This is a genomic window from Lentzea sp. NEAU-D7 (assembly GCF_026242055.1).
Lineage (GTDB): Bacteria > Actinomycetota > Actinomycetes > Mycobacteriales > Pseudonocardiaceae > Lentzea.
The window spans coordinates 123987-143357 of sequence record NZ_JAPJDL010000011.1; the positions used below are offsets into that span (position 1 = coordinate 123987).

The following is a 19371-nucleotide window of genomic DNA, read 5'->3' on the forward strand; positions in this document are numbered from 1 at the left end:
CGGTGCACGACACCACGATCGCCCTGATCCAGCTGGGTGCGGTCTTCTTCGGACTGGGCCTGCTCGGCCGCCTCGCCTGGAGATTCGGCATCTCGCCGATCCCGCTCTACCTCGTCGGCGGTCTCGCGTTCGGCTCGGGTGGACTCGTCCCGTTGCACGGCATCGAGGAGTTCGCCCACCTCGCCAGCGAGATCGGCGTGGTGCTGCTGCTCCTGCTGCTGGGCCTCGAGTACTCGGCGTCCGAACTCACCACCGGCCTGAAGAAGTCGTGGATGGCCGGTGTCCTCGACATCGTGCTCAACGCGGCACCCGGCGCGATCGTCGCGCTGATGCTCGGCTGGGGCCCGGTCGGCGCGCTGGCGATGGCGGGCGTCACCTACATCTCGTCGTCCGGCATCATCGCGAAGGTCCTCGGCGACCTCGGCCGCCTGGGCAACCGCGAGACTCCGGTGATCCTCTCGGTGCTGGTGTTCGAGGACCTGGCGATGGCCGTCTACCTGCCGGTGCTCACGGCCGTGCTCGCGGGCGTCAGCTTCGTCGGCGGGCTCACGTCGGTCGGCATCTCGCTGCTCGCGATCACCGTCGTCCTGGTCGTGGCGCTGAAGTACGGCCGGTTCATCTCGGCCGTGGTGGACAGCCCCGACCACGAGGTGTTCCTGCTCAAACTGCTCGGGTCGGCGCTGCTGGTCGCCGGCATCGCCTCGGAGCTGCAGGTGTCCGCCGCCGTCGGAGCGTTCCTGCTCGGCATCGCGATCTCCGGCTCCACCGCCGAGAACGCCACGCGGCTGCTCGAACCGTTGCGGGACCTGTTCGCCGCGATGTTCTTCGTCGTGTTCGGACTGAACACCGATCCGCGCACGATCCCGCCCGTGCTCGGCATGGCGGTGCTGCTGGCCGTGATCACCACCGCGACGAAGGTGGCGACGGGCTGGTGGGCGGCACGGCGCCAGGGCATCGGGACGATGGGCCGCGCCCGCACCGGTGCCGCGCTGGTCGCGCGAGGGGAGTTCTCCATCGTCATCGCCGGTCTGGCCGTCGCCTCCGGCCACGTGAACGATCAGCTGGCCGCGCTCGCCACCGCGTACGTGCTGCTGATGGCGATCATCGGCCCCATCGCGGCGCGCTACGTGGAACCGGTCGGCGAGTTCTTCCTCCGCAGGCGGGCAGCGGCTCGGTGAGGTGGCCGGCACTCCTGCTGGCCCTGCTGCTGGCGTTCGTCGGCACGAGCACCCGCGACACGGCCTCGGACCGGCCGGGATCAGGGCTGAACGCTCCGGTCTCGGCCGTGCACGTGCAGACGACGGCGTCTCCGGACGCCTGCTGGGCGCTGCCCGGCCCCGCGTCCGGCCCACGCCCGCCGCAGGGCCCGGCGGCGGTCGTCGTGGCCGCCGCCCAGCACGTCGAGGGAACGACCTCAGGTCACCGGTCGAGCCGGGCACCGCCGCACGCGGCCGCTCCCGGCTCCACCCACCCCTGACCTGAGGACCTCCCATGTCGTACGTCGTTCTGCTGTTGTTCGTCGCGTCCGTGCTCGCCGGTGTCGGTGCGCTGGGCGCGATGGTGTTCAAGAAGGAGCCGTTCTACGGCGTCGTCGGACTCGTGACCATCTGCGTCCCGAGTTCGCTTCTGGCCTTCCTCTACCTGGCCGTGGCCTGATCGGCGGACTGGTCGGGCTGGGCGATCCCCCGCGCCACGCCCAGCTCGACCAGGTCCTGCGGCCGCAACCGCAACTCCTCCGCCGTCTGCCGCGCCCGCGCCGGGTCCCGCTTCAGGATCGCGTTCGCCAGCTCGGGCGAGATCACCGCGAAGTAGCAGTCCGGCGTCACCCACATCCGGTCCGGCGCGGCGAACGCCAGCGCGCCACCGGATCCGCCCTCTCCGATCACCAGCGTCGTCACCGGCACCCGCGCCGCCGCGACCGCGGTGAACATGTCCGCGATCGCGGCGCCCACCCCGGCCTTCTCGGCCACCTCGTCGTTGGCGGCACCCGGTGTGTCCACGAGCGTCAGCACCGGGATCCCCAGCCGGTCCGCCAGCCGGACGAGCCGGGCCGCCGTGCGGAACCCGGCGGGCCGGGTCGCCGTGCCGCACTGCGCCGCGTAGGCGATGGTCTGCCCGTCGCGGTGCCCGAACCCGCACAGCACACCGGGATCGACGCCACCGCCGCGATCACCGCTGACCGGCTCGTGCCAGTCGAAGTAGGAGGCGAGGTACTCCTTGGCGCGCGGGCGGCCCAGCGTGCGGGCGCGCACCACCGCGTCCCAGCCGCTCTTCGGCAGCGTCGCCTGTCCCAGCGCCGGCGGCACGGGAGCGGGGCCGCCGGTGGACGTGGTGGTGAGCAGCCGCAGCCAGCGCTCCAGCCGCTCGCGCAGCTCCTCCGGTGCCAGGAGCTGGTCGACGAGACCGGCCGCGAACTGCTGCGTCACCGAGTACCCCGGCGGGCGCACCCGTGACCCGGCGAACCCGACCTGCGCGCCGCGCAGTCCCAGCACGACGTCCGCACCCGCCCCGAGCGTGGCCCAGCCGCCCCCGGTCGTGGGATCGCGCAGGACGGCGATGTGCGGCAGCCCTGCTTCCCGGTTCAGCGTGAGCTGCCGGGCGATCCGGGGCAGCTGCATCAACGCGAGCGTGCCCTCCTGCATGCGGCTGCCACCGGTCGCGACCAGCGAGACCACCGGCAGGCCGAGCTCGCGGGCGTGCGTGAAGGCCTGCTCGATGCGGGCGCCGGTGCGGGTTCCCAGCGAGCCGCCGAGGAACCCGAACTCGAACGCCACCACCGCGGCCGTGACCCCGCCGATCTCGGCGACCCCGCAGACCGCGGACTCGCGTTCACCGGTCGAGGCCGCCGCTCGCGCGAGCTGGTCGCCGTAGCCCGGCCAGCCGAGCGGCCCGTCCCCGGCGGAGGGCCCCAGGCCGTCCGGCAGCTCGGCGAAGGACGACGCCACCCGCCCGATCACCTCACGGGCCGGCTCACGCCCGTAGGGCACGCTTCATCACCTTGCCCATGTCGTTGCGCGGCAACGACTCCACGAACCGCACCACCCGAGGCCGCTTGTGCGGGGTGAGCAGCCGCGCCACGTGGTCGGCCAGCTCGTCCGGGGACGGCTCCGCCCCGGCGGGCACGACCCAGGCGACGATCCGTTCGCCGAGGTCGTCGTCGGGCTCGGCGGTCACCGCCACCTCCTTGACCCCGGGGTGGTCCAGCAGGGCGTTCTCGATCTCGCTGGCGCCGATCTTGTAGCCACCGCTCTTGATGATGTCCGTCGCCTTGCGCCCGACGATGCGGTAGTAGCCGTCCTCGTCGCGGGTGCCCACGTCGCCGGTGCGGAACCAGCCGTCCGCGAACGCCTCGGCGGTGGCGTCGGGCCGGTTGAGGTACTCGGTGAACAGGTTCGGCCCGCGCACCTGGATCTCCCCGATCGCGCCGGCGTCGTCCAGCGTCCGCCCGGCGTCGTCGACCAGCCGCACCTCGACGCCGGGCAGCGGCACGCCGACCGCGCCCGGCCTGCGGTCGCCGTCCGCGCGGACGCTGGTGTTCATCAGCGTCTCGGTCATCCCGTACCGCTCGACCACGCGCTGCCCGGTCGCGGCGGCGATCCGCTCGTGGTCGCGCACGGGCAGGGCCGCCGAGCCCGACACCAGCAGCCGCGCCCCGCTCAACGCGGTGGCGAGCTCCGGGTCGTCGCCCACTTCTTCCGCGATGCGGTGGTACATCGTCGGAACGCCGAACATCATCGTGCCGTCACCGGCCAGCGCCCGCGTGACCGCTGCGGTGGAGAACTTGCCGAGGTGGTGCACCGTGCCGCCCCGTCGCAACGGGCCCAGCACGCCGAGGATCAGCCCGTGCACGTGGAACAACGGCAACGCGTGCACCAGCACGTCGTCCCCGGCCCACCCCCACGCCTCCGCGACCGCGTCCAAAGTGGACACGATCGCCCGGCGTGGCAGCACGACGCCCTTGGGGGCGCCGGTCGTGCCCGAGGTGTAGACGATCAGCGCCGGCGCCTCGGCACCGGGATCGGCGAACGACGCGGCGCCCCCGCCGTCGAGCACGACGTCCAGTCGGGGCACCGGTCCCAGGCCCTCGGGGAGCTCGACGCCGGGAGCGGCGAGCACCGCGGCGGGCGCGCTGTCCGTCACGATGTGCGCGAGCTCGCGTTCGCCGACCTTCGGGTTGAGCGGCACCGCGGGCACCCCGGCGAGCAGGGCCGCGACGACCGCGACGCACGTCTCGATGGCCGGGGTCGCCCAGATCGCCACCCGAGGCAGGCCGGACAGCCGCTGTGCCAGAGCCCCGGCGCAGGCGCCGAGCTCGGCGTGGGTGAGGGTCCGGTCGCCGAAGCGGAGGGCGACGCGGTCGGACTGCAGAGCGAACATCAAGGTCACCAGATTCCCGGGACGACGAGGGCGAGCCAGACCAGCGGCGGCGCCGCCGCGACCATGATCCCGCCGTAGACCATCAGTTGCTTGAAGAACTTGTCGCGGTCGACGTCCTGCGCACCGGCCAGCACCAGGGCGCCGTTGGTGGAGAACGGACTCACGTCGACCACGGTCGCCGACACCGCCAGCGCCGCGATCAGGCCGATCGCGCTGACCTCGCCCAGCAGCAGGAACGGCACGGCCAGCGGGATCAGCGCGCCCATGATGCCGACGGACGAGGCGAACGCCGACACGATCGCGCCGATGTAGCAGATCAGCAGGGCGGCGAGCAGCGGAGCGCCGACACCGGCGACCGAGTCACCCGCCCACTTGATCGTGCCCATCGTCTGCAGCACCGCGACATAGGTGAGGATGCCGCAGATCAGCAGCACCGTCGGCCAGGTGATCTGGGTGATCGCCTGCTTGGACGTCTCCGGCCACACCACGCTGAGCAGCACGGCCACCGTGATCGCGGCGAGGCCCACGTCGAGGTCGAACACCAGCGCGGCGATCACGAGGGCGGCGAGGCCGAGGAGCGTCGCGATGCGGGGCGCGGTCAGGGCGACCCGCTCTTCCGCCACGTCGGTCACGTCGCGGGTGTCGTCGTCGCCGGCTCCGCCGCCGAGCGCGTCGTCACCACCACCGGTGCGGGCCAGCGCGGGCGCCTCCAGCGGTTGCCTGGCGAGCTTCATGCCGCCCAGCACCACGAACACCACGGCGGCGATCAGCAGGTTCACCACGAGACTGGCCAGGAACAGCACGATCTCGTTGCCCGGCAGGCCTTCCTTCGCCACGATCCCGTTGACGATCGTGCCGTAGATGCTGATGGGGGAGAACCCGCCGGCCTGCGCGCCGTGCACGACCATGACGCCCATCAGCAACGGGTTGATCCGGTACTTGGCCGCGAACCCCATCGCGATCGGCGCCACGATCGCGACCGCCGCCGGACTCACCGCGCCGATCGCCGTCAGCACACCCGTGATCGCGAACATCACCCACGGCATCAACGCGATCCGCCCGCCGACCAGGCGGATCGCCATGTGCACCAGCCAGTCGGTGGTGCCGTTGGCGCGGGCGATGGCGAACAGGAACGTCACCCCGACCAGCACGACGAACAACGAGCCGGGGAAGCCTTTGAAGATGTCGTCGGTCTTCATGTCCGCCACCAGCGTGCCGACCCCGAAGGCCGCGGCGAAGGCGAGCGCACCCATGTTGATCGACCTGGTCGTGGCGATGACGAACACCACGACCAGCACGAGTATCGAGATCAGTTCGGCGGACATGCAGGGCTCCCGTCGTTGGGGCTGTCCGGGTGGATGGCCTGGGCTGGCTCAGTGGCCAAGTGGTTCAGCCACTTTCCGCTCACGGTCCAGCCGCTGTCAAGAGGTGGCCTAGTGGCTGAGCCACTTGACCGGTTATCCTGGGACGATGTCCGAGGCACTGCGGCCCATGGTCAAGTCCCGCCTGTACGAGCAGGTGCTGGAGCGCCTGCGCGCGCACGTGGTGGAGGCGGGCCTGAGCGCGGGGGACAGGCTGCCCGCCGAACGCGATCTCGCCGCGAGCCTCGGCGTGAGCCGCGCGTCCATCAAGCAGGCGATCGTCGTCCTGGAGGTCCAGGGCCTGGTCGAGGCACGGCACGGCGGCGGCACGTACCTGGTCCGCGACACCCTCGACGTCGAACCGGTCGAGCAGCTCGTCGAACGCCGCAAGCGCCTCCCCGAGGTGCTGGAGGCGCGCGAGGCGCTGGAGACCAAGCTCGCCGAGCTGGCCGCCGAACGCCGCACCGACGCCGAGCTGGAGACCATCCGCGCGGCGCTGGACTTCATGCGCGACGAGATCGACGCGGGGGACAACGGCGTGGAAGGGGATCGCCGCTTCCACGCCGCCGTCACCGCCGCCGCGCACAGCTCGCTGCTGGCCGACTTCATGAAGACCATCGCCGGCCAGATCACCGAGAGCCGCACCGAGTCGCTGCGCCAGCCGGGGCGCCCGTCCCGGTCATTGGCGCAGCACACGGCGATCTACGAGGCCATCGCCGCGGGGGACGCGAAGAAGGCCGCCGCGGCGATGCGCAAGCACGTGCGCACCGTCGCGAAGGTCAGGCTGCTCACCTGGGTGCCCGAAGACTGACCACCGCGGGCGAGTTGCGCGCCTGCACGACGTGGCTGGTCCCGTCGGCCTTGTGCACGACGAACTTCCAGTCCCGCTTGGACACCTTGCCGGACAGCAGGACGATCGTGTCGCCGTGCTGGATGATCCGCGTGCGCCCGCCGTCCTCGTACAGGGTGAACTCGCCCTTGGCGCCTGCCGTCACGTGCACGGTCAGCGGGCCGGCCGGGTTCTGCACGTCGTTGGCCACGTCAGAGCTGCGTTCGACCAGCATCCCGCCCGCTCGCACGAACACCGGCATGGTGTCCCAGCCCGCGCTGACGGTCGCCCAGGTGTTGCCCTGGTAGACCTGCCCGGTGAAGTAGTCGGTCCACTGGCCGGGCGGGAACCAGACGCGCGTCGAACCGGTCTCGCCGGGCGTCGTGATCGGCGCGACCAGCACGTCCGGCCCGAGCAGGAACTGGCTGTCCACAGTGGAGTAGGCCTCCGGACTGCCCGGGTACTCGAGCCACGCCGGCCGCTGGATCGGCACGCCGGTGCGGTTCGCCTGCTCCGCCAGCGAGTAGATGTACGGCACCAGCCGTTCGCGCAGGTTCAGGAACTTCGTCGCCGACGCCTGCGCCGCCGCCCCGTACTGCCACGGCAGGCGGTCGCCGTGGTTGCTGTGCAGGCGCGTGATCGGCTGGAACGCACCCAGTTGCACCCACCGCGCGTACATGTCGTCCGGCATCTTGGTGGTGTAGCGGACCTGGCCGTTGTCGAGGTAGGTCTCCGACCCCCGCAGCCCGGTGGTGTCGTTGTGGCCGCCGATGTCGTGGCTGATGTTCGACATCCCGGTCGACACGCCCTCGGCCGAGGTGTAGCCGATGGTCGCCTTCAGCGTGCCCCACGTCGACGAGGTGTCGCCGGTGAAGTGCAGGGTCGAGCGCTTCTCCGCCCACGGACCGGTCGGCAGCGGCCCGGAGCCGCTGTACCCGCCCGCCTGCAGCGACCCGAACCCGCGGGAGAACGCGAACGCGCCGATCTTCGCGTACTGCTCGTTGATCCACGAGTCGGGCGTGACCCCGCGCAGCGACGAACCCGAGCCGTCGCAACACCAGTCGAGCCACCAGAAGTCGGTCGGCATCTTCTGGTGCAGCTCCAGGTAGGCGCGCAGCTGGTCCGGGTCGCCCCAGTCGAACACGTAGCAGTTCGTGCAGGAACCCCTGGCCAGCTTGCCCTTCGCGGTGGCCTGCGCGCGGGCGAAGTCGGGGTCGTCGCCCTGGATGCTCGGGTGGATGTTGAGCGTGCTGTGCAGGCCCTCACCGTGCGCCCAGTCGAGGAAGCCCTGCGGGTCCGGGAACTTCGTCTGGTCCATGCGCCAGCCGTTCCACAGGTTGTGGCCCTTGAAGTCCGTGTCGACCACCAGGACGTCGAGCGGCACACCGTGCTGCCGGAACGCGGGCAGGATCCGGTCGCGGAAGTCGGCGGCGGTCCGGTCGATGTACTCGGAGTACCAGACGCCGTAGGCCCAGCGCGGCAACAACTTCGGCCCGCCGGTCAGTGCCGTGAGGTCACCGAGCGCCGTTTTGTAGTTCTGGCCGTAGCCGAACACGTAGCCGTCCTGGTACGGCTGCGCGCCCCGATCCACGCGCGGAGTTCCGTTGCGCAGAGCGGAAGTCGTGTCGTCCAGCAGGTACCAGCCGTCGCGGTACATCAGGCCGGGCGTCAGCTGGGGATCGCCGCTGTTGCCCGTGTAGCCGTCGAGCGAGCGCCGGTAGCCGCCGAGCGCCAGGTGCTGGACGGAGTTGTCGACCCCGACGGTGTCCAGGTTGACGTGGCAGCCCGTGTCCGGGCACGTGATGGTGAGGTCGGACGTGCCCGCGGGCAGGGAGACCTGGGCCGTAGCGGTGGCCCACGTGGCCCAGTTCGCCGTGACGGGCAGGCTGATCGGCTGACCGTTGACCAGCACGGTCCGGGCCTCGTGCTTGCCGTCGCCGCCGACGCCGTTGGCGTAGCGCAGCACCACGGGATACGTGCCCGCGGCCGGAACGCTGGTCACGCGCTGGCTCAGCCGCGTGCCCCCGACGAGCTCGGCGACGAACCCGGTGCCCGCGAACCCCGCGTGCTCGGCGGCGATCTTCGCCGCGCCGGAGACCAGGCCGTTCTCGGCCTCGCAGCTGGTGCCGAACCGGCAGTCGTCCACCGCCCGCACGCCGGGATACGGTTGGTCACCGCTCAGCAGAGCGAGGCTGTCAACGTTGACGTTGCCCGAATCGGCGGCACCGCGCGTCAGGGAGACGCGGTGTTCGCCCGCGGACAGGTCGACCTCCGTGGAGACCTGCTGCCAGGCGCCCCAGTCGGCGGTCGCGGGCAGGGTGACCTGACGAGGAGCCTGCCCGTCGACCGCGAGCCCGAGCGTCCGGCTCTCGTGCTTGCCGTCGCCACCCCGCCCGTTCGCGTACTTCACGACCAGCCGGTGCCTGCCCGCGCTGGAGGCGCGCACCGTCGCGGTGATCCCGTTGTTGGCGTAGGAGAACCCGGCGACGAACCCCGCGCCGGAGTGGCCGGGGTGGTCGGCCGCGACCAGCACGCCTTCCCGTTGCTGGTCCTCCGCCTCGCAGAGCTGCCCGGTCGCACAGACCACCCGCCGCCACGGGGACGCGGTCGTGCCGGCCGTCTTGATCTCGAGGTTGTCCGCGCGGAACGGCCCGGACCCCACGCGGTACCGCAGGGTCATGGCCGACGTCGTGATGGTCAGCCAGCCGTCCTGGACGCGCGAGGAGTAGGCCGTGCGCGGGAAGGTGCGGTTTACAACGTTGTAAGTGGCCTGGTCTTCAAAGCGGCGGTCCCCGGCGAATTCGGAGCGGACCAGGGTGGGGGAGAGGATCTGGAACCTGGCCTGCCCGGAGACCACCGTGCCGCCCGGCTGGGCGGTCGCGGGTACAGGGAGGACCAGGCTCAGAAGGGCTAGCAGAGGGACGATCGTCGTGCGTTTCCGCATTCGTGCTCCTCGTCTGACGCCGTCGGCTTCCGAGGTGTTCAGGGACCTGAACGTTCCTCACCTTGGCCTGACGATGTGGAGCGATCAAGAGGCCATTCAGCGCACAATGCGATACGTCACATGCGTGAAGGAAGCTCCCGCACGGGAGTCGACCTGTTCGAGGTTCAGCCCGGGAACTCCGTCGAACAGCCGCGACCCGGCGCCGAGCGTGATCGGCACGATCCGCAGCCGGAGCTCGTCGACCAGGCCCGCGGTCAGGTACTGGTTGATCGTGGCGGCGCCGCCGTGGATGGAGATGTTGCCGTTCCCGGCCGCCTCGCGGGCGAGCCTGAACGCCGCCGCGATGCCCTCGGTCACGAAGTGGAACGTCGTGCCGCCCTCCATCGGCTGAGGTTCGCGCGGGTGGTGGGTGAGCACGAAGACCGGCCCGCGGTACGGCGGGTTGTCGCCCCACCAGCCGTTCCACGGGCGGTCCCAGGAACCGCGGACCGGGCCGAACATGTTGCGGCCCATGATGAACGCCTTGGTCTCGGCCATGCGGTCCATCTGCCACCTCTGCTCGGCCGGGTCCTCCATCCACCTGTGCAACTCGCTGCCCCAGCCGTCGCCGCCGTCGTCACCGAACGGACGGTCCTCGGTCTGGCCGGGCCCTGCCGCGTAGCCGTCGAGGGAGATCGAGAGGTCGCACGTCACCTTGGTCATGGACCCAGCCTGGTTCGCCCGACTCATGACGTCCAATGCCGATGGCGCGCACAATTCATCGATAGCCTTGATGAATGCTCAGCCTCGTGCACCTGAAGGTGCTGGCGGCGGTGGCCCGGCACGGTTCCGTGACGGAGGCCGCGAAGCAGCTGCACTACTCGCAACCGTCGGTGAGCCACCACCTGGCGAGGCTGGAGGCGGCCACGGGCGTGAAGCTCGTGCAGCGGGTCGGCCGCGGCATCCGCCTCACGCCTGAAGGAGAGCTGCTCGCCAGGAGAGCCGCCGAGATCGTCGGACGGGTCGACGCCGCCGCCACCGAGCTCGCGGCCCAGGTCGGCCTGCGCTCCGGCCGGGTCAGGGTGGCCGCCAACGCCTCCACGGCCGCCACGATCGTTCCCAGGGCGGCCGCCGCGCTGGCGGGAGAGCATCCCGGCCTCGAACTGAGCCTCTTCGAACGGCATCCGGTCGAGGCGCTCGCGATGCTGCGGCACGGTGAGGCCGAGGTCGCGGTCGTGTTCCGGCACGCCGGCACGCCGGTGGAGGAGGGCTTCCGGTTCGTGCACCTCGGTGACGACCCGATCCACCTGATCAGCACACGGCCGGACGACAGCCTCGCGCACCACCGGCACTCGGCGTGGATCGGCGGGTGCGACGCGTGCCGGGCCGAACTGGAGACCGTCTGCCGGAGCGAGGGCTTCGCACCGCGCATCGCCTCGCACAGCGACGACATGGTGGTGGTGCAGGCGCTCGTGGCCGCCGGCGCGGGTGTGGCGATCCTGGCCGGGCTGGGGTTGCAGGCGCACCGCCGGCCGGACGTGCACGCCACCGAGCTCGTGGGTCTGCACCGCGAGATCCACGCCGCGACGTACGGCGACCCGCCCGATCCACCGGGCGTGGCCGCCGTACTGGCCGCGTTGACGCGCTCGTTCAGCGCTTCAGCGTGAAGGTGAAGTCGCCGGAGACCTTGCCGGTCAGCCGGATCGCCGACACGACCTTCCCTTCGACGATCAGCCGTTCGACCTCACCGCGCGACAGCCCGCACGCGTCCGCGATCAGCCGCACGGGCCGGACCGGGATCCGTGCCGTGAACCGGACCGTCACGTCGACCACCTCCTGGTCCAGGTGATCGGACCCGCCGGTGTCGAGCCGCCACGCGCCCTCCCAGTCGAGGGAGACGTGGTTGCGGCGCTGCAGAACGCTGTCCTGCAGCAGTTCCGCGACCAGTGACAGGTCGTTGGCGTGCAGCCGGTCCAGCAACGCGGGACGGACCGTGCGGACGTGGGAGCGTTCGAAGATCGTGAGCTTGGCCGTGTCCCCGCAGCCCGTGCAGAGCACGAGGAGCCAGGCGTCGAGGACCTTGTGGTTGGCGTTGACGCGGAACTTGCCGCTCGCCCGGAAGCGGTCGGCGGAGCACACGTGGCAACGACGGCGGACGAGGGGAAGACAGGTGGGCACGACGGCCCAGGTGGTGAGCACAGAGGTACACCGTTCGGTGAGAAATCCGCAGCAAGGGGAGCGCGCAGCTCAGAGAGCGGCGCGCAACGAAGACCAGCGCTTGGGAAGACTCAGACGGTGTACAACGGCACGTCCTTCTCCGGGGATCAGTCCGGCAGGAAGGTAGCGGCCGGGGCCGAGCCGTTCCACTCAATTTCGGCGGGCGGGCCGCAGGGCCGCGTGACGACTCCGCCGTCCGGATGCCGGGCCCTTCGGACAAGCGTCCACAACGGACCGACAGTCCTGGTGCTGTACGAGATCCCCAGTTCCTCCACCTGTCCGGTGAACTCCTCACCACCGTCGGATACCGCGGGCATCGCTCGATCGCCGGGCGGCCAGGCGTGTCCGGACGTCCCCGGATCGTGTGGTCGTACCGAGCCGCACGGCGTGTCGGAGTGACCTCCGGATCCAGCCGCCAAGACCCTCACCTGCACCGCGCACCTGGGCGAACCGGGACTACCAGGTAGTGACTTGATCTACAACCGCCGGTATAACTTGTTCTCATGCGCCCACAGTGAGGAAGATCACATGACCCACACAATGACGTGTGACAACGGTTTCGAGGGTCTTTCACGACGTTCGTTCATAGCTGGAACAGGTTCTATTCTTGGAACGGTCGCGCTCGGTGGTGTCGCGCCGGTGGCACAGGCGGCGGCGTCGATCGCGGACGCGGCGGTCGTTCCCGCGCTGGTGATCGGCACCGGGTACGGCGGGAGTGTGGCGGCGTTGCGGCTCGCCCAGGCCGGTGTCGACGTCCACATGGTCGAGATGGGCATGGCGTGGGACACCCCCGGCGCGGACGGCAAGATCTTCGCCAACACCACCATCCCGGACCAGCGGTCCTTCTGGCTGCGCACCAAGACGAAACAGCCGCTCAGCAACTTCCTGGGCTTCCCGATCGACAAGGCGATCCCGCGCTACACCGGCATCCTCGACGCCGAGGAGTTCGCCGGCATCACCGTCTACCAGGGACGCGGCGTCGGCGGCGGCTCGCTCGTCAACGGCGGCATGGCCGTCACGCCGAAGCGCGAGCACTTCGGCGACGTCCTGCCGACGGTGAACCCCGACGAGATGTACGGCACCTACTACCCCCGTGCCAACGCCGAACTCGGGGTCAACATGATCCGCCCGGCCTGGTTCGACACCACCGAGGCCTACCAGTACTCGCGAGTGGGCCGCAAGCACGCCCAGCGGTCGAACTTCCCGTACGTCTTCGTGCCCACCGTGTACGACTGGAACTACATGGAGCAGGAGGCGGCGGGGACCGTCCCGAAGTCGGCTCTGGCCGGAGAGATCCTCTACGGCAACAACTACGGCAAGAAGTCGTTGCAGAAGACCTATCTCAGCAAGGTCAGGGCGACCGGGCGCGTCACCATCTCGCCGCTGCACCGGGTCGTCTCGGTCGTCCCGGCGACGGGCGGCTACAAGGTCACCATCGAGCAGCTCAACACCAACGGCGACCCGATCGCGGTCAAGGAGGTGACCGCGGCGAGGGTGTTCTTCGCGGCGGGCAGCGTCGGCACGAGCAAGCTGCTGGTCAAGCTCAAGGCCACGGGCGCGCTGCCGAACCTGAACGGCGAGGTCGGCAAGGGCTGGGGCGACAACGGCAACGTCATGTGCGGCCGCGCGAACCACATGTGGGACCCGACCGGCAAGCTGCAGTCGTCCATCCCGACCCTGGGCATCGACAACTGGACCTCGGGTGGCGCCTTCGCCGAGGTGGCGCCGCTGCCGACCGGCATCGAGACCTACGCGTCGTTCTACCTGTCGATCACGAAGACCCCGAACCGCGCCCAGTTCACCTGGAACCCCGCCGCGGGCAAGGTCGACCTCAGCTGGCAGACGGCGTGGAAGGAGGTCTCGATCAACGCCGCGAAGACCATCTTCGACAGGATCAACTCAAAGGAGGGGACGATCTACCGGACCGACCTCTTCGGCGTCTACAAGATCTGGGGCGACCACCTGACGTACCACCCGCTCGGCGGCGCGGTCCTCAACAAGGCCACCGACAACTACGGCCGCCTGCACGGTTATCCGGGCCTGTACGTGATGGACGGATCGCTGATCCCCGGCACCACCGTGGTGAACCCGTTCGTCACGATCACGGCACTGGCCGAGCGGAACATCGAGAAGATCATCGCGACCGACCTCTGAGTCCCGTGCGGATGTCAGAACTTCGGTAGCACGCACAGGGCGTCGAGGCCGAACACCCGGTTCAGCCTGCCGAACACGAGCCAGGCTCCGATGCTCATCGTGAGCTCCACGATCTCCACCTGGCTGTAGTGCGCGGTCATGCGCGACCAGAACTCGTCGTCGAGACCGTGGTGATCCAGTGCGTACCGCTCGGCGTACTCCGCGGCCAGCCTCGCCCGGTCGTCGAAGGCGTCGGTGGTGCGCCACTGGGTCACCGCGTCGATGAAGTCGTCCTCGACCTTCTCGCCGTCGCGTTCGGTCCGCCAGTCGAGGCAGAACATGCAGCCGTTGATCTGCGCGATCCGCAGCCGCGCCGCCTCGAACTCGCGCAGCCCCAGCGTGGTGTGCTGGTACACGGCCAGCGAGAGGTTGGCCGCGGCCACGCCGATGCCCGGCACGAGCTCGCCCCACACGTATCCGATGGGATCTTTGCCCTCGGGGATGTCGATGTTCACGGCCTGCTCCTTCCGAGTTTGCCGGCCGCGGCGCGCAGCGGGACGTCGAGCGCGTCGTAGAGTCCCGGCTCGGCCTCGGCGAGCCAGTCGATGGCGTTCACGATGCGGCCGACGGCGGTCGCGTTGCCGCCCGCGGATCGGTTCTCGCCCTCGTCGGCGGACTCGACCGAGACCTCGATGCGCGGGCGGCCCTCGATGATCACCTTGTGCGTGCCGTCGCCGGACGGGGGCATCGGCCAGTCCGTCGCGCAGGAGCTGTGGATGCGCGTCACGTGCTCGATGACGATGAGCGGCTCGCCGTTCACGATGCCCTGCACCTCGAACCGGATCGCGCCCTGGGTGCCCTTCTCGAACTCGCCCATGGTCCGCGTCGTGACCGTCTCGTCGAGCGCGCGCCGGTCGACGGTCTCGCGGATCTCGTCGACCTCGACCCCGAACGCCCTGGCCATCAACCGGATCTGCCCGCCCCACACCATGGTCGGCACCGTCGGCATCAGCATCGGCGCCTGGTAGTCGAGCGGTTGCCCGAACCCGATCAGCCACCGCACCGCGTCGGGTTGGTCGTAGGTGGAGTAGTCGAAGATCTCCTGGCAGCGCACCGCGTCGACGGTGTGGCCGAGCCCGCTGATCAGCAACGGCAGCACGTCGTTGCCCCAGCCCGGGTCGACGCCGGAGACGAACAGCGAGCCGCCGCCCTCCTTGATCGCGGCTAGAACCGGTTCTCGAAGTTCAGGCGGTGCGCTCCGGGGGTCGTAGAGCGCGTACAGCGACGGCGTGACGACCACCGCGCCCGCGCGGATCGCCTTCGTGATGTCGGCCAGCGCGTCGTCCGGCCGGATGTCACCCGACGCGGCGTAGACCACGGCGCGCGGACTCGTGGCGAGCACCGCGTCGATGTCGTTCGTGGCCGCGACTCCGAGCTCCTGCTCGATCCCGGCGAGGTCACCCGCGTCGCGGCCGACCTTCTCCGGGTTGTGGACGACCACGGCCGTCAGCTTCAGCGCCGGATGGGCGTCGACGGCGCGAATGGCGGCACGGCCGACGTTGCCGGTGCCCCACACCACTGTGGCGATCATGTGGTGCAGATTACCTAGAACACGTTCTAGTTGTACAGCGCCCATCCGGCGAGACGCCGCGGCGTGATCAGGTGTGGAGCCGGAACCCCGACAGCTGACCCGCGGGCCAGCCCGTGTTCCCGGTGAAGGTGAGCCGGACGAACCGGGCCTGGGTGCCGGGCAACGTGGCCGTGGCCGAGTTGCCGGTCGCGGGGTCGAAGACGTACCCGGCAGGCCCGGCGAGCCGGCTGAACGACCGGCCGTCCGTGCTGCCCTCGATCGTCACGGTCTGGGTGCGCCGCCCCCACGCGGGGTTCGGCGGGAGTGCGAGCACGGCCCTGCGGACGGCGTGCGCCACCCCGAGGTCGACCTGGATCCACTGCGGGAAGGCGTTGTTCGCGCTCTCCCAGTAGGAGTGCGGATCGCCGTCGACGGCGAGGCCGCTGCCGTAGTGCTGGGTCTGCGAGCTCTGGGTCGTGGGGCGCCCGGCGGCGAGGTCGGTGTCCGGGGCGGGCGGGCCGCCGATCCACGGCAGGGTGGGCCTGGTCGCGGTCAGGGCGATCTCACCCTTGAGCATCCTGCCGCCGTCGCCGGTCAGCCTCATGTAGTAGTCGGCGGAGCAGCGGGTGCCGTCCTCGTCCAGTGCGAGGTAACCGGATCCGGCCGGCACGTCGGCCAGCGTCTCGGCGGTCTTGCAGATCTGGTTGCCCTCGTTGAACTCGTCGAACATCGAGATGTAGATGCCCTGCGCGCCAAGGCGGACCATGTTGTAGAACTGCCGCCACATGAAGTCGCCGTGCAACCGTTGCCGCGACCCGACATCGCCCGGCAGCACGCACGGCTGGTAGTCGATCCCGAGCGCGTCGCACTCCGCCTTGTCGGGTGTGTTCACGTTGGTGTGGAAGCGATCCGTGTCCGCCGGGGTGCCGATCCGGCCGACCATCCACGGAGAGATCATGTCGAACGACCGGTAGACGTCGCCGAAGCCCTGCCGGGAGTCCTCGATCCCCAGCCGCCAGTGGGTGGGGACACCGCCGATCACGTAGCAGCCGCGCGCCTTGAACCAGTCGACGACGTCCTGGCACGGTTGCGGGCCCCACGGCCGGCCGGGGTCGTTGAACCCGAAGCCCCAGACGCACACGACCGGTTTGCCGTTCTGCCGGGCGTAGGCGGGGGAGGACGTGTACGCGGACATCTTGTCCAGCCAGTCGGTCTTGATCTCCGACTGCATGTTCGTCCAGTTCGTGACGTCGTACATGATGTAGAACTTCCGGCCGGTGGCCTCCGCCGCGGGCCGGACGTGCGCGGTCACCGCGTCGCGGATCGGGCCCTCGCCGCCGGTCGGGTCGAACCGCTGCAGGGCCGCCGTGTCGATGTTGTTGTCGCGCATCCACTGGAAGTGCACGTCGACGGTCTGGCGGTCGTAGTTCGAGAAGAGGGTCGCGGGCCGGCCGTCGCCGAGGGCGGCGAACGCGGTCGGGTACGTGCGCGCGTAGTCGCGGACGTCCGGCCACGCGACGATCGAGCTGGTGGGCGGTGCGGGAGGCCTGCTCCAGTCGTTGTTCCAGTGCCACCAGCCGTCGATGGGGGAGTTGTCCCCGCGGCAGGCGAACCAACCCTGGTAGCCCGCGGTGATCTTGCCGACGACGTCGCCGGGAGGGCTGGCCGCGCGTGCGGGGGCGGGCAGGAGCCCCAGCGCGGGAGCGGCGAGCGCGGTGCTCAGCAGTGTTCGGCGTGACAGGGACATCGCGCACTCCTTTGTCGGCGACCCGACTCCAGAGTGCAAGATGTCAACAACATCACGCAAGAATTCGACGAACCGGAACTTCAGCCGTGACGGCAGGGGCGTGCGTGCTCAGCGGTTCGAGGTCGGGAACCGGCCGTCCGCGCTGCCGAGAGCCACCAGTTCGGTGTACTGCTCCTGCCACGACCTCTCCGTCGCGAGCAGGTCGGCGAGCCGCTGCACCCACTCCTCGTCCACCGTGCGCGCGGCGCCGGTGGCCAGGTGGCGGGCCGTTTCCTCCCGTGCTTTGAGCCATTCGGACAGCGTGGGGGCGAGCGCCGGGCCACCTTCGTCATTCGGCATGGATCGACGATACGCGGTGTTCGTGGTGCTTCGCGCTGGTCATTGGGCTACTGTGGGCCGCGTTGGGGTACCAGCCGACGGCAACCAGCCGCTGCGGTCCCCGATCCCGTCCGGTCCGGTGTCTCCGGCCGGAGAACGGAGCACCGGCTTGCAGCCGGAATTCCCGTCTTCACCCTCCTCGTCCTCCCGGTTCGGCAAGCCGCGTCACGCGGCGCAGGACTTCGCGCAAGCGAGGCTGTTCGCCGAGACCACCGGGCTCCAGCACCAGCGCCAGGCCGCCAAGCGAGTGGCGGAGCACGCTCGTGACGTGGGCGACTGCCGTGACCTGTTGTCCATGCTCGGCCTGGCGAACCTGCCGGTGTCCACCGCAGTCGGCGTCGAAGGAGCTCGCAGGTGACTCGAGGAACTGTCAAGTGGTTCAACGGCAGCAAGGGCTTCGGCTTCATCGCGCCCGAGGGCGGCGGGCCTGACCTGTTCGTGCACCAGTCCGAGGTGCAGGACTACGGGCATCACGGCATCGCCGACGACCAGGCCGTGGAGTTCGAGATCGGTGAGGGGCAGAAGGGGCCGCAGGCTCGCGCCGTGCGCCTCGTCTAGACCAGCTACGTCCACTGTGGAGTGATCGGCCGATGGCCGGTCGCTCCACGGTGTCGTGCGCGCACCAGGTGATCAGTCCGGTAGCAGCGGTACGGAGATGCCGGGATCGCGGCCCAGCAGCGTCGCCCGCGTCACGGACGCCGATCCGAAGCGGTCGCGCACGTGGTCCAGCGCGGCGTCCAGTGCGGCCGGTTTCCGCTCCTCGAACGGCAGCGCCAGCTGCATCGGCGCGTCGTCCTGGAGGTTGGTGAGCGAGACGCCCAGCAACGTGATGCCCCGGTTCTCGATCATCGGCGTCGCCGTGCCGAGCAGTTCCCGCGCCGCCGCCAGCAGCACCTCGGTCTCCGTCGTCGGGTGTCGAAGCGTGTGCGACCGCGTCGCTCGCGTGAAGTCCGCGAACCGCAGGCGCAGCACCACGGTCCGGCACGCGCGCTCGGCCGTGCGCAGCCGCCGTGCGATGCCGTCGAGCAGTGAGGCGAGGATGGCGTCGAGGTCGTCGCGGGTGCGTTCCCGGCGGCCCAGCGCGCGTTGCGAGCCGATCGAGCGGCGGCGCCGTCCTGTTTGGACCGGACGCGGGTCGTGGTTGTGCGCCAGCGCGTGCAGGTGCCTGCCCGCCGCCCTGCCGAGCATCGAGACCAGCGCCACCTCGCCGAGCCCGGCGACCTCGCCGACCGTGCGCAGGCCCAGGGCGTGCAGCTTGGCGGCCGTCACCTCGCCGACGCCCCACAGCCGTTCGACGGGCAGCGGGTGCAGGAACTCCAGCTCGCGGTCGGCGGGCACGACCAGCAGGCCGTCCGGCTTCGCCACCCCGCTCGCGACCTTGGCCAGGAACTTCGTCCGCGCCACCCCGACCGTGATCGGCAGGCCGACCTGGGCGAGCACGTCCGCCCGCAGGCGTGCGGCGATCACCTCCGGGGGACCGGAGATCCGGCCCAGGCCGCCGACGTCGAGGAACGCCTCGTCGATCGACAGGCCCTCGACCAGCGGCGTCGTGCCGCGGAACACCTCGAACACCGCCTTGCTCGCGGCGGAGTAGGCCGGCATCCGCGGCGGCACGACGATCGCGTGCGGGCACAGCCGCCGGGCCCTCGCGCCGCCCATCGCCGTGCGCACGCCGAACGCCTTGGCCTCGTAGCTCGCGGCCAGCACCACGCCACCGCCCACGATCACCGGACGACCGCGCAGGCTCGGGTCGTCCCGTTGCTCGACCGCCGCGTAGAACGCGTCGAGGTCGGCGTGCAGGATCGGGGTGCTCACGAACACATGTTCGCATCCGTC

At 70.5% G+C, this 19371-nt stretch carries 20 protein-coding genes; 8 read left to right on the top strand and 12 right to left on the bottom strand.

Features of this window, described 5'->3' with window-relative positions; translation table 11 throughout:
* Window positions 1–2: 2 nt before the first annotated feature.
* Genes ORI60_RS23005 through ORI60_RS23015 form a run of 3 tightly spaced genes read left to right on the top strand, consistent with a single transcriptional unit; the run spans window position 3 to window position 1656 of the window.
* The gene (locus tag ORI60_RS23005) at window positions 3–1178 is read left to right on the top strand and encodes a cation:proton antiporter (RefSeq protein ID WP_266036610.1); all 1176 of its coding nucleotides are present in this window, start codon (window positions 3–5) and stop codon (window positions 1176–1178) included.
* Window positions 1175–1477 (top strand): hypothetical protein, encoded by a 303-nt coding sequence (locus ORI60_RS23010; protein WP_266036611.1) that lies wholly within the window; start codon window positions 1175–1177, stop codon window positions 1475–1477. Before ORI60_RS23005 ends, ORI60_RS23010 begins: the two co-directional genes overlap by 4 nt.
* A gap of 14 nt (window positions 1478–1491) precedes the next feature.
* Window positions 1492–1656, top strand: coding sequence for a hypothetical protein (locus ORI60_RS23015; RefSeq protein ID WP_266036612.1), 165 nt, complete (start codon window positions 1492–1494; stop codon window positions 1654–1656).
* On the opposite strand, the gene ORI60_RS23020 is transcribed toward ORI60_RS23015, so the two are convergent.
* The 3 genes from ORI60_RS23020 to ORI60_RS23030 are packed head-to-tail and all read right to left on the bottom strand — an operon-like array spanning window position 1638 to window position 5702.
* Complete coding sequence (locus ORI60_RS23020; protein ID WP_266036613.1) at window positions 1638–2987, bottom strand: carboxyl transferase domain-containing protein; 1350 nt, start codon at window positions 2985–2987, stop codon at window positions 1638–1640. The two genes, ORI60_RS23015 and ORI60_RS23020, sit on opposite strands and share 19 nt — an antisense overlap.
* The gene (locus ORI60_RS23025) at window positions 2971–4377 is read right to left on the bottom strand and encodes an acyl-CoA synthetase (RefSeq protein WP_266036614.1); all 1407 of its coding nucleotides are present in this window, start codon (window positions 4375–4377) and stop codon (window positions 2971–2973) included. Before ORI60_RS23025 ends, ORI60_RS23020 begins: the two co-directional genes overlap by 17 nt.
* Before the next feature lie 5 nt (window positions 4378–4382).
* Window positions 4383–5702, bottom strand: a complete 1320-nt coding sequence (locus ORI60_RS23030) for an SLC13 family permease (protein ID WP_266036615.1) — start codon at window positions 5700–5702, stop codon at window positions 4383–4385.
* 145 nt (window positions 5703–5847) lie between these two features.
* Here ORI60_RS23030 and ORI60_RS23035 point away from each other — a divergent pair, with 145 nt between their 5' ends.
* The gene (locus tag ORI60_RS23035; protein ID WP_266036616.1) at window positions 5848–6549 is read left to right on the top strand and encodes a FadR/GntR family transcriptional regulator; all 702 of its coding nucleotides are present in this window, start codon (window positions 5848–5850) and stop codon (window positions 6547–6549) included.
* On the opposite strand, the gene ORI60_RS23040 is transcribed toward ORI60_RS23035, so the two are convergent.
* Both ORI60_RS23040 and ORI60_RS23045 read right to left on the bottom strand, forming a co-directional pair.
* Entirely contained in the window at window positions 6527–9511 is a 2985-nt protein-coding gene (locus ORI60_RS23040; RefSeq protein ID WP_266036617.1) for a TIM-barrel domain-containing protein, read from the bottom strand. The two genes, ORI60_RS23035 and ORI60_RS23040, sit on opposite strands and share 23 nt — an antisense overlap.
* 96 nt (window positions 9512–9607) lie before the next feature.
* A complete protein-coding gene (locus tag ORI60_RS23045) occupies window positions 9608–10213 on the bottom strand; it encodes a dihydrofolate reductase family protein (RefSeq protein WP_266036618.1) in 606 nt (201 codons plus the stop codon).
* A gap of 74 nt (window positions 10214–10287) precedes the next feature.
* On the opposite strand from ORI60_RS23045, the gene ORI60_RS23050 reads away from it, so the two are divergent.
* The gene (locus ORI60_RS23050) at window positions 10288–11157 is read left to right on the top strand and encodes a LysR family transcriptional regulator (protein WP_266036619.1); all 870 of its coding nucleotides are present in this window, start codon (window positions 10288–10290) and stop codon (window positions 11155–11157) included.
* On the opposite strand, the gene ORI60_RS23055 is transcribed toward ORI60_RS23050, so the two are convergent.
* Entirely contained in the window at window positions 11141–11689 is a 549-nt protein-coding gene (locus tag ORI60_RS23055; protein WP_266036620.1) for a DUF1062 domain-containing protein, read from the bottom strand. The genes ORI60_RS23050 and ORI60_RS23055 overlap by 17 nt on opposite strands.
* 125 nt (window positions 11690–11814) lie before the next feature.
* Window positions 11815–12024, bottom strand: coding sequence for a hypothetical protein (locus tag ORI60_RS23060; RefSeq protein WP_266036621.1), 210 nt, complete (start codon window positions 12022–12024; stop codon window positions 11815–11817).
* A 223-nt stretch (window positions 12025–12247) separates the two neighbouring features.
* On the opposite strand from ORI60_RS23060, the gene ORI60_RS23065 reads away from it, so the two are divergent.
* Window positions 12248–13861, top strand: a complete 1614-nt coding sequence (locus ORI60_RS23065) for a GMC oxidoreductase (RefSeq protein ID WP_266037278.1) — start codon at window positions 12248–12250, stop codon at window positions 13859–13861.
* A 14-nt stretch (window positions 13862–13875) separates the two neighbouring features.
* On the opposite strand, the gene ORI60_RS23070 is transcribed toward ORI60_RS23065, so the two are convergent.
* The 4 genes from ORI60_RS23070 to ORI60_RS23085 form a co-directional block, all read right to left on the bottom strand.
* Window positions 13876–14355 carry a carboxymuconolactone decarboxylase family protein gene (locus ORI60_RS23070; RefSeq protein WP_266036622.1) on the bottom strand — a complete coding sequence of 160 codons (480 nt, stop codon included), beginning with the start codon at window positions 14353–14355 and terminating at the stop codon, window positions 13876–13878.
* Complete coding sequence (locus tag ORI60_RS23075; protein ID WP_266036623.1) at window positions 14352–15431, bottom strand: dihydrodipicolinate reductase; 1080 nt, start codon at window positions 15429–15431, stop codon at window positions 14352–14354. Before ORI60_RS23075 ends, ORI60_RS23070 begins: the two co-directional genes overlap by 4 nt.
* A gap of 67 nt (window positions 15432–15498) precedes the next feature.
* Window positions 15499–17157 carry a discoidin domain-containing protein gene (locus tag ORI60_RS23080; protein WP_266036624.1) on the bottom strand — a complete coding sequence of 553 codons (1659 nt, stop codon included), beginning with the start codon at window positions 17155–17157 and terminating at the stop codon, window positions 15499–15501.
* Between the two features lie 108 nt (window positions 17158–17265).
* Complete coding sequence (locus ORI60_RS23085; protein WP_266036625.1) at window positions 17266–17496, bottom strand: hypothetical protein; 231 nt, start codon at window positions 17494–17496, stop codon at window positions 17266–17268.
* Between the two features lie 148 nt (window positions 17497–17644).
* Between ORI60_RS23085 and ORI60_RS23090 the strand changes: the two genes are divergently transcribed.
* Entirely contained in the window at window positions 17645–17893 is a 249-nt protein-coding gene (locus ORI60_RS23090) for a hypothetical protein (protein ID WP_266036626.1), read from the top strand.
* Window positions 17890–18093 carry a cold-shock protein gene (locus ORI60_RS23095; protein WP_258949282.1) on the top strand — a complete coding sequence of 68 codons (204 nt, stop codon included), beginning with the start codon at window positions 17890–17892 and terminating at the stop codon, window positions 18091–18093. The genes ORI60_RS23090 and ORI60_RS23095 overlap by 4 nt, the downstream gene beginning before the upstream one ends.
* Before the next feature lie 72 nt (window positions 18094–18165).
* Here the strand turns inward: ORI60_RS23095 and dinB are convergent, their stop codons facing one another.
* Window positions 18166–19356 carry a DNA polymerase IV gene (dinB, locus tag ORI60_RS23100; RefSeq protein ID WP_266036627.1) on the bottom strand — a complete coding sequence of 397 codons (1191 nt, stop codon included), beginning with the start codon at window positions 19354–19356 and terminating at the stop codon, window positions 18166–18168.
* Window positions 19357–19371 lie beyond the last annotated feature (15 nt).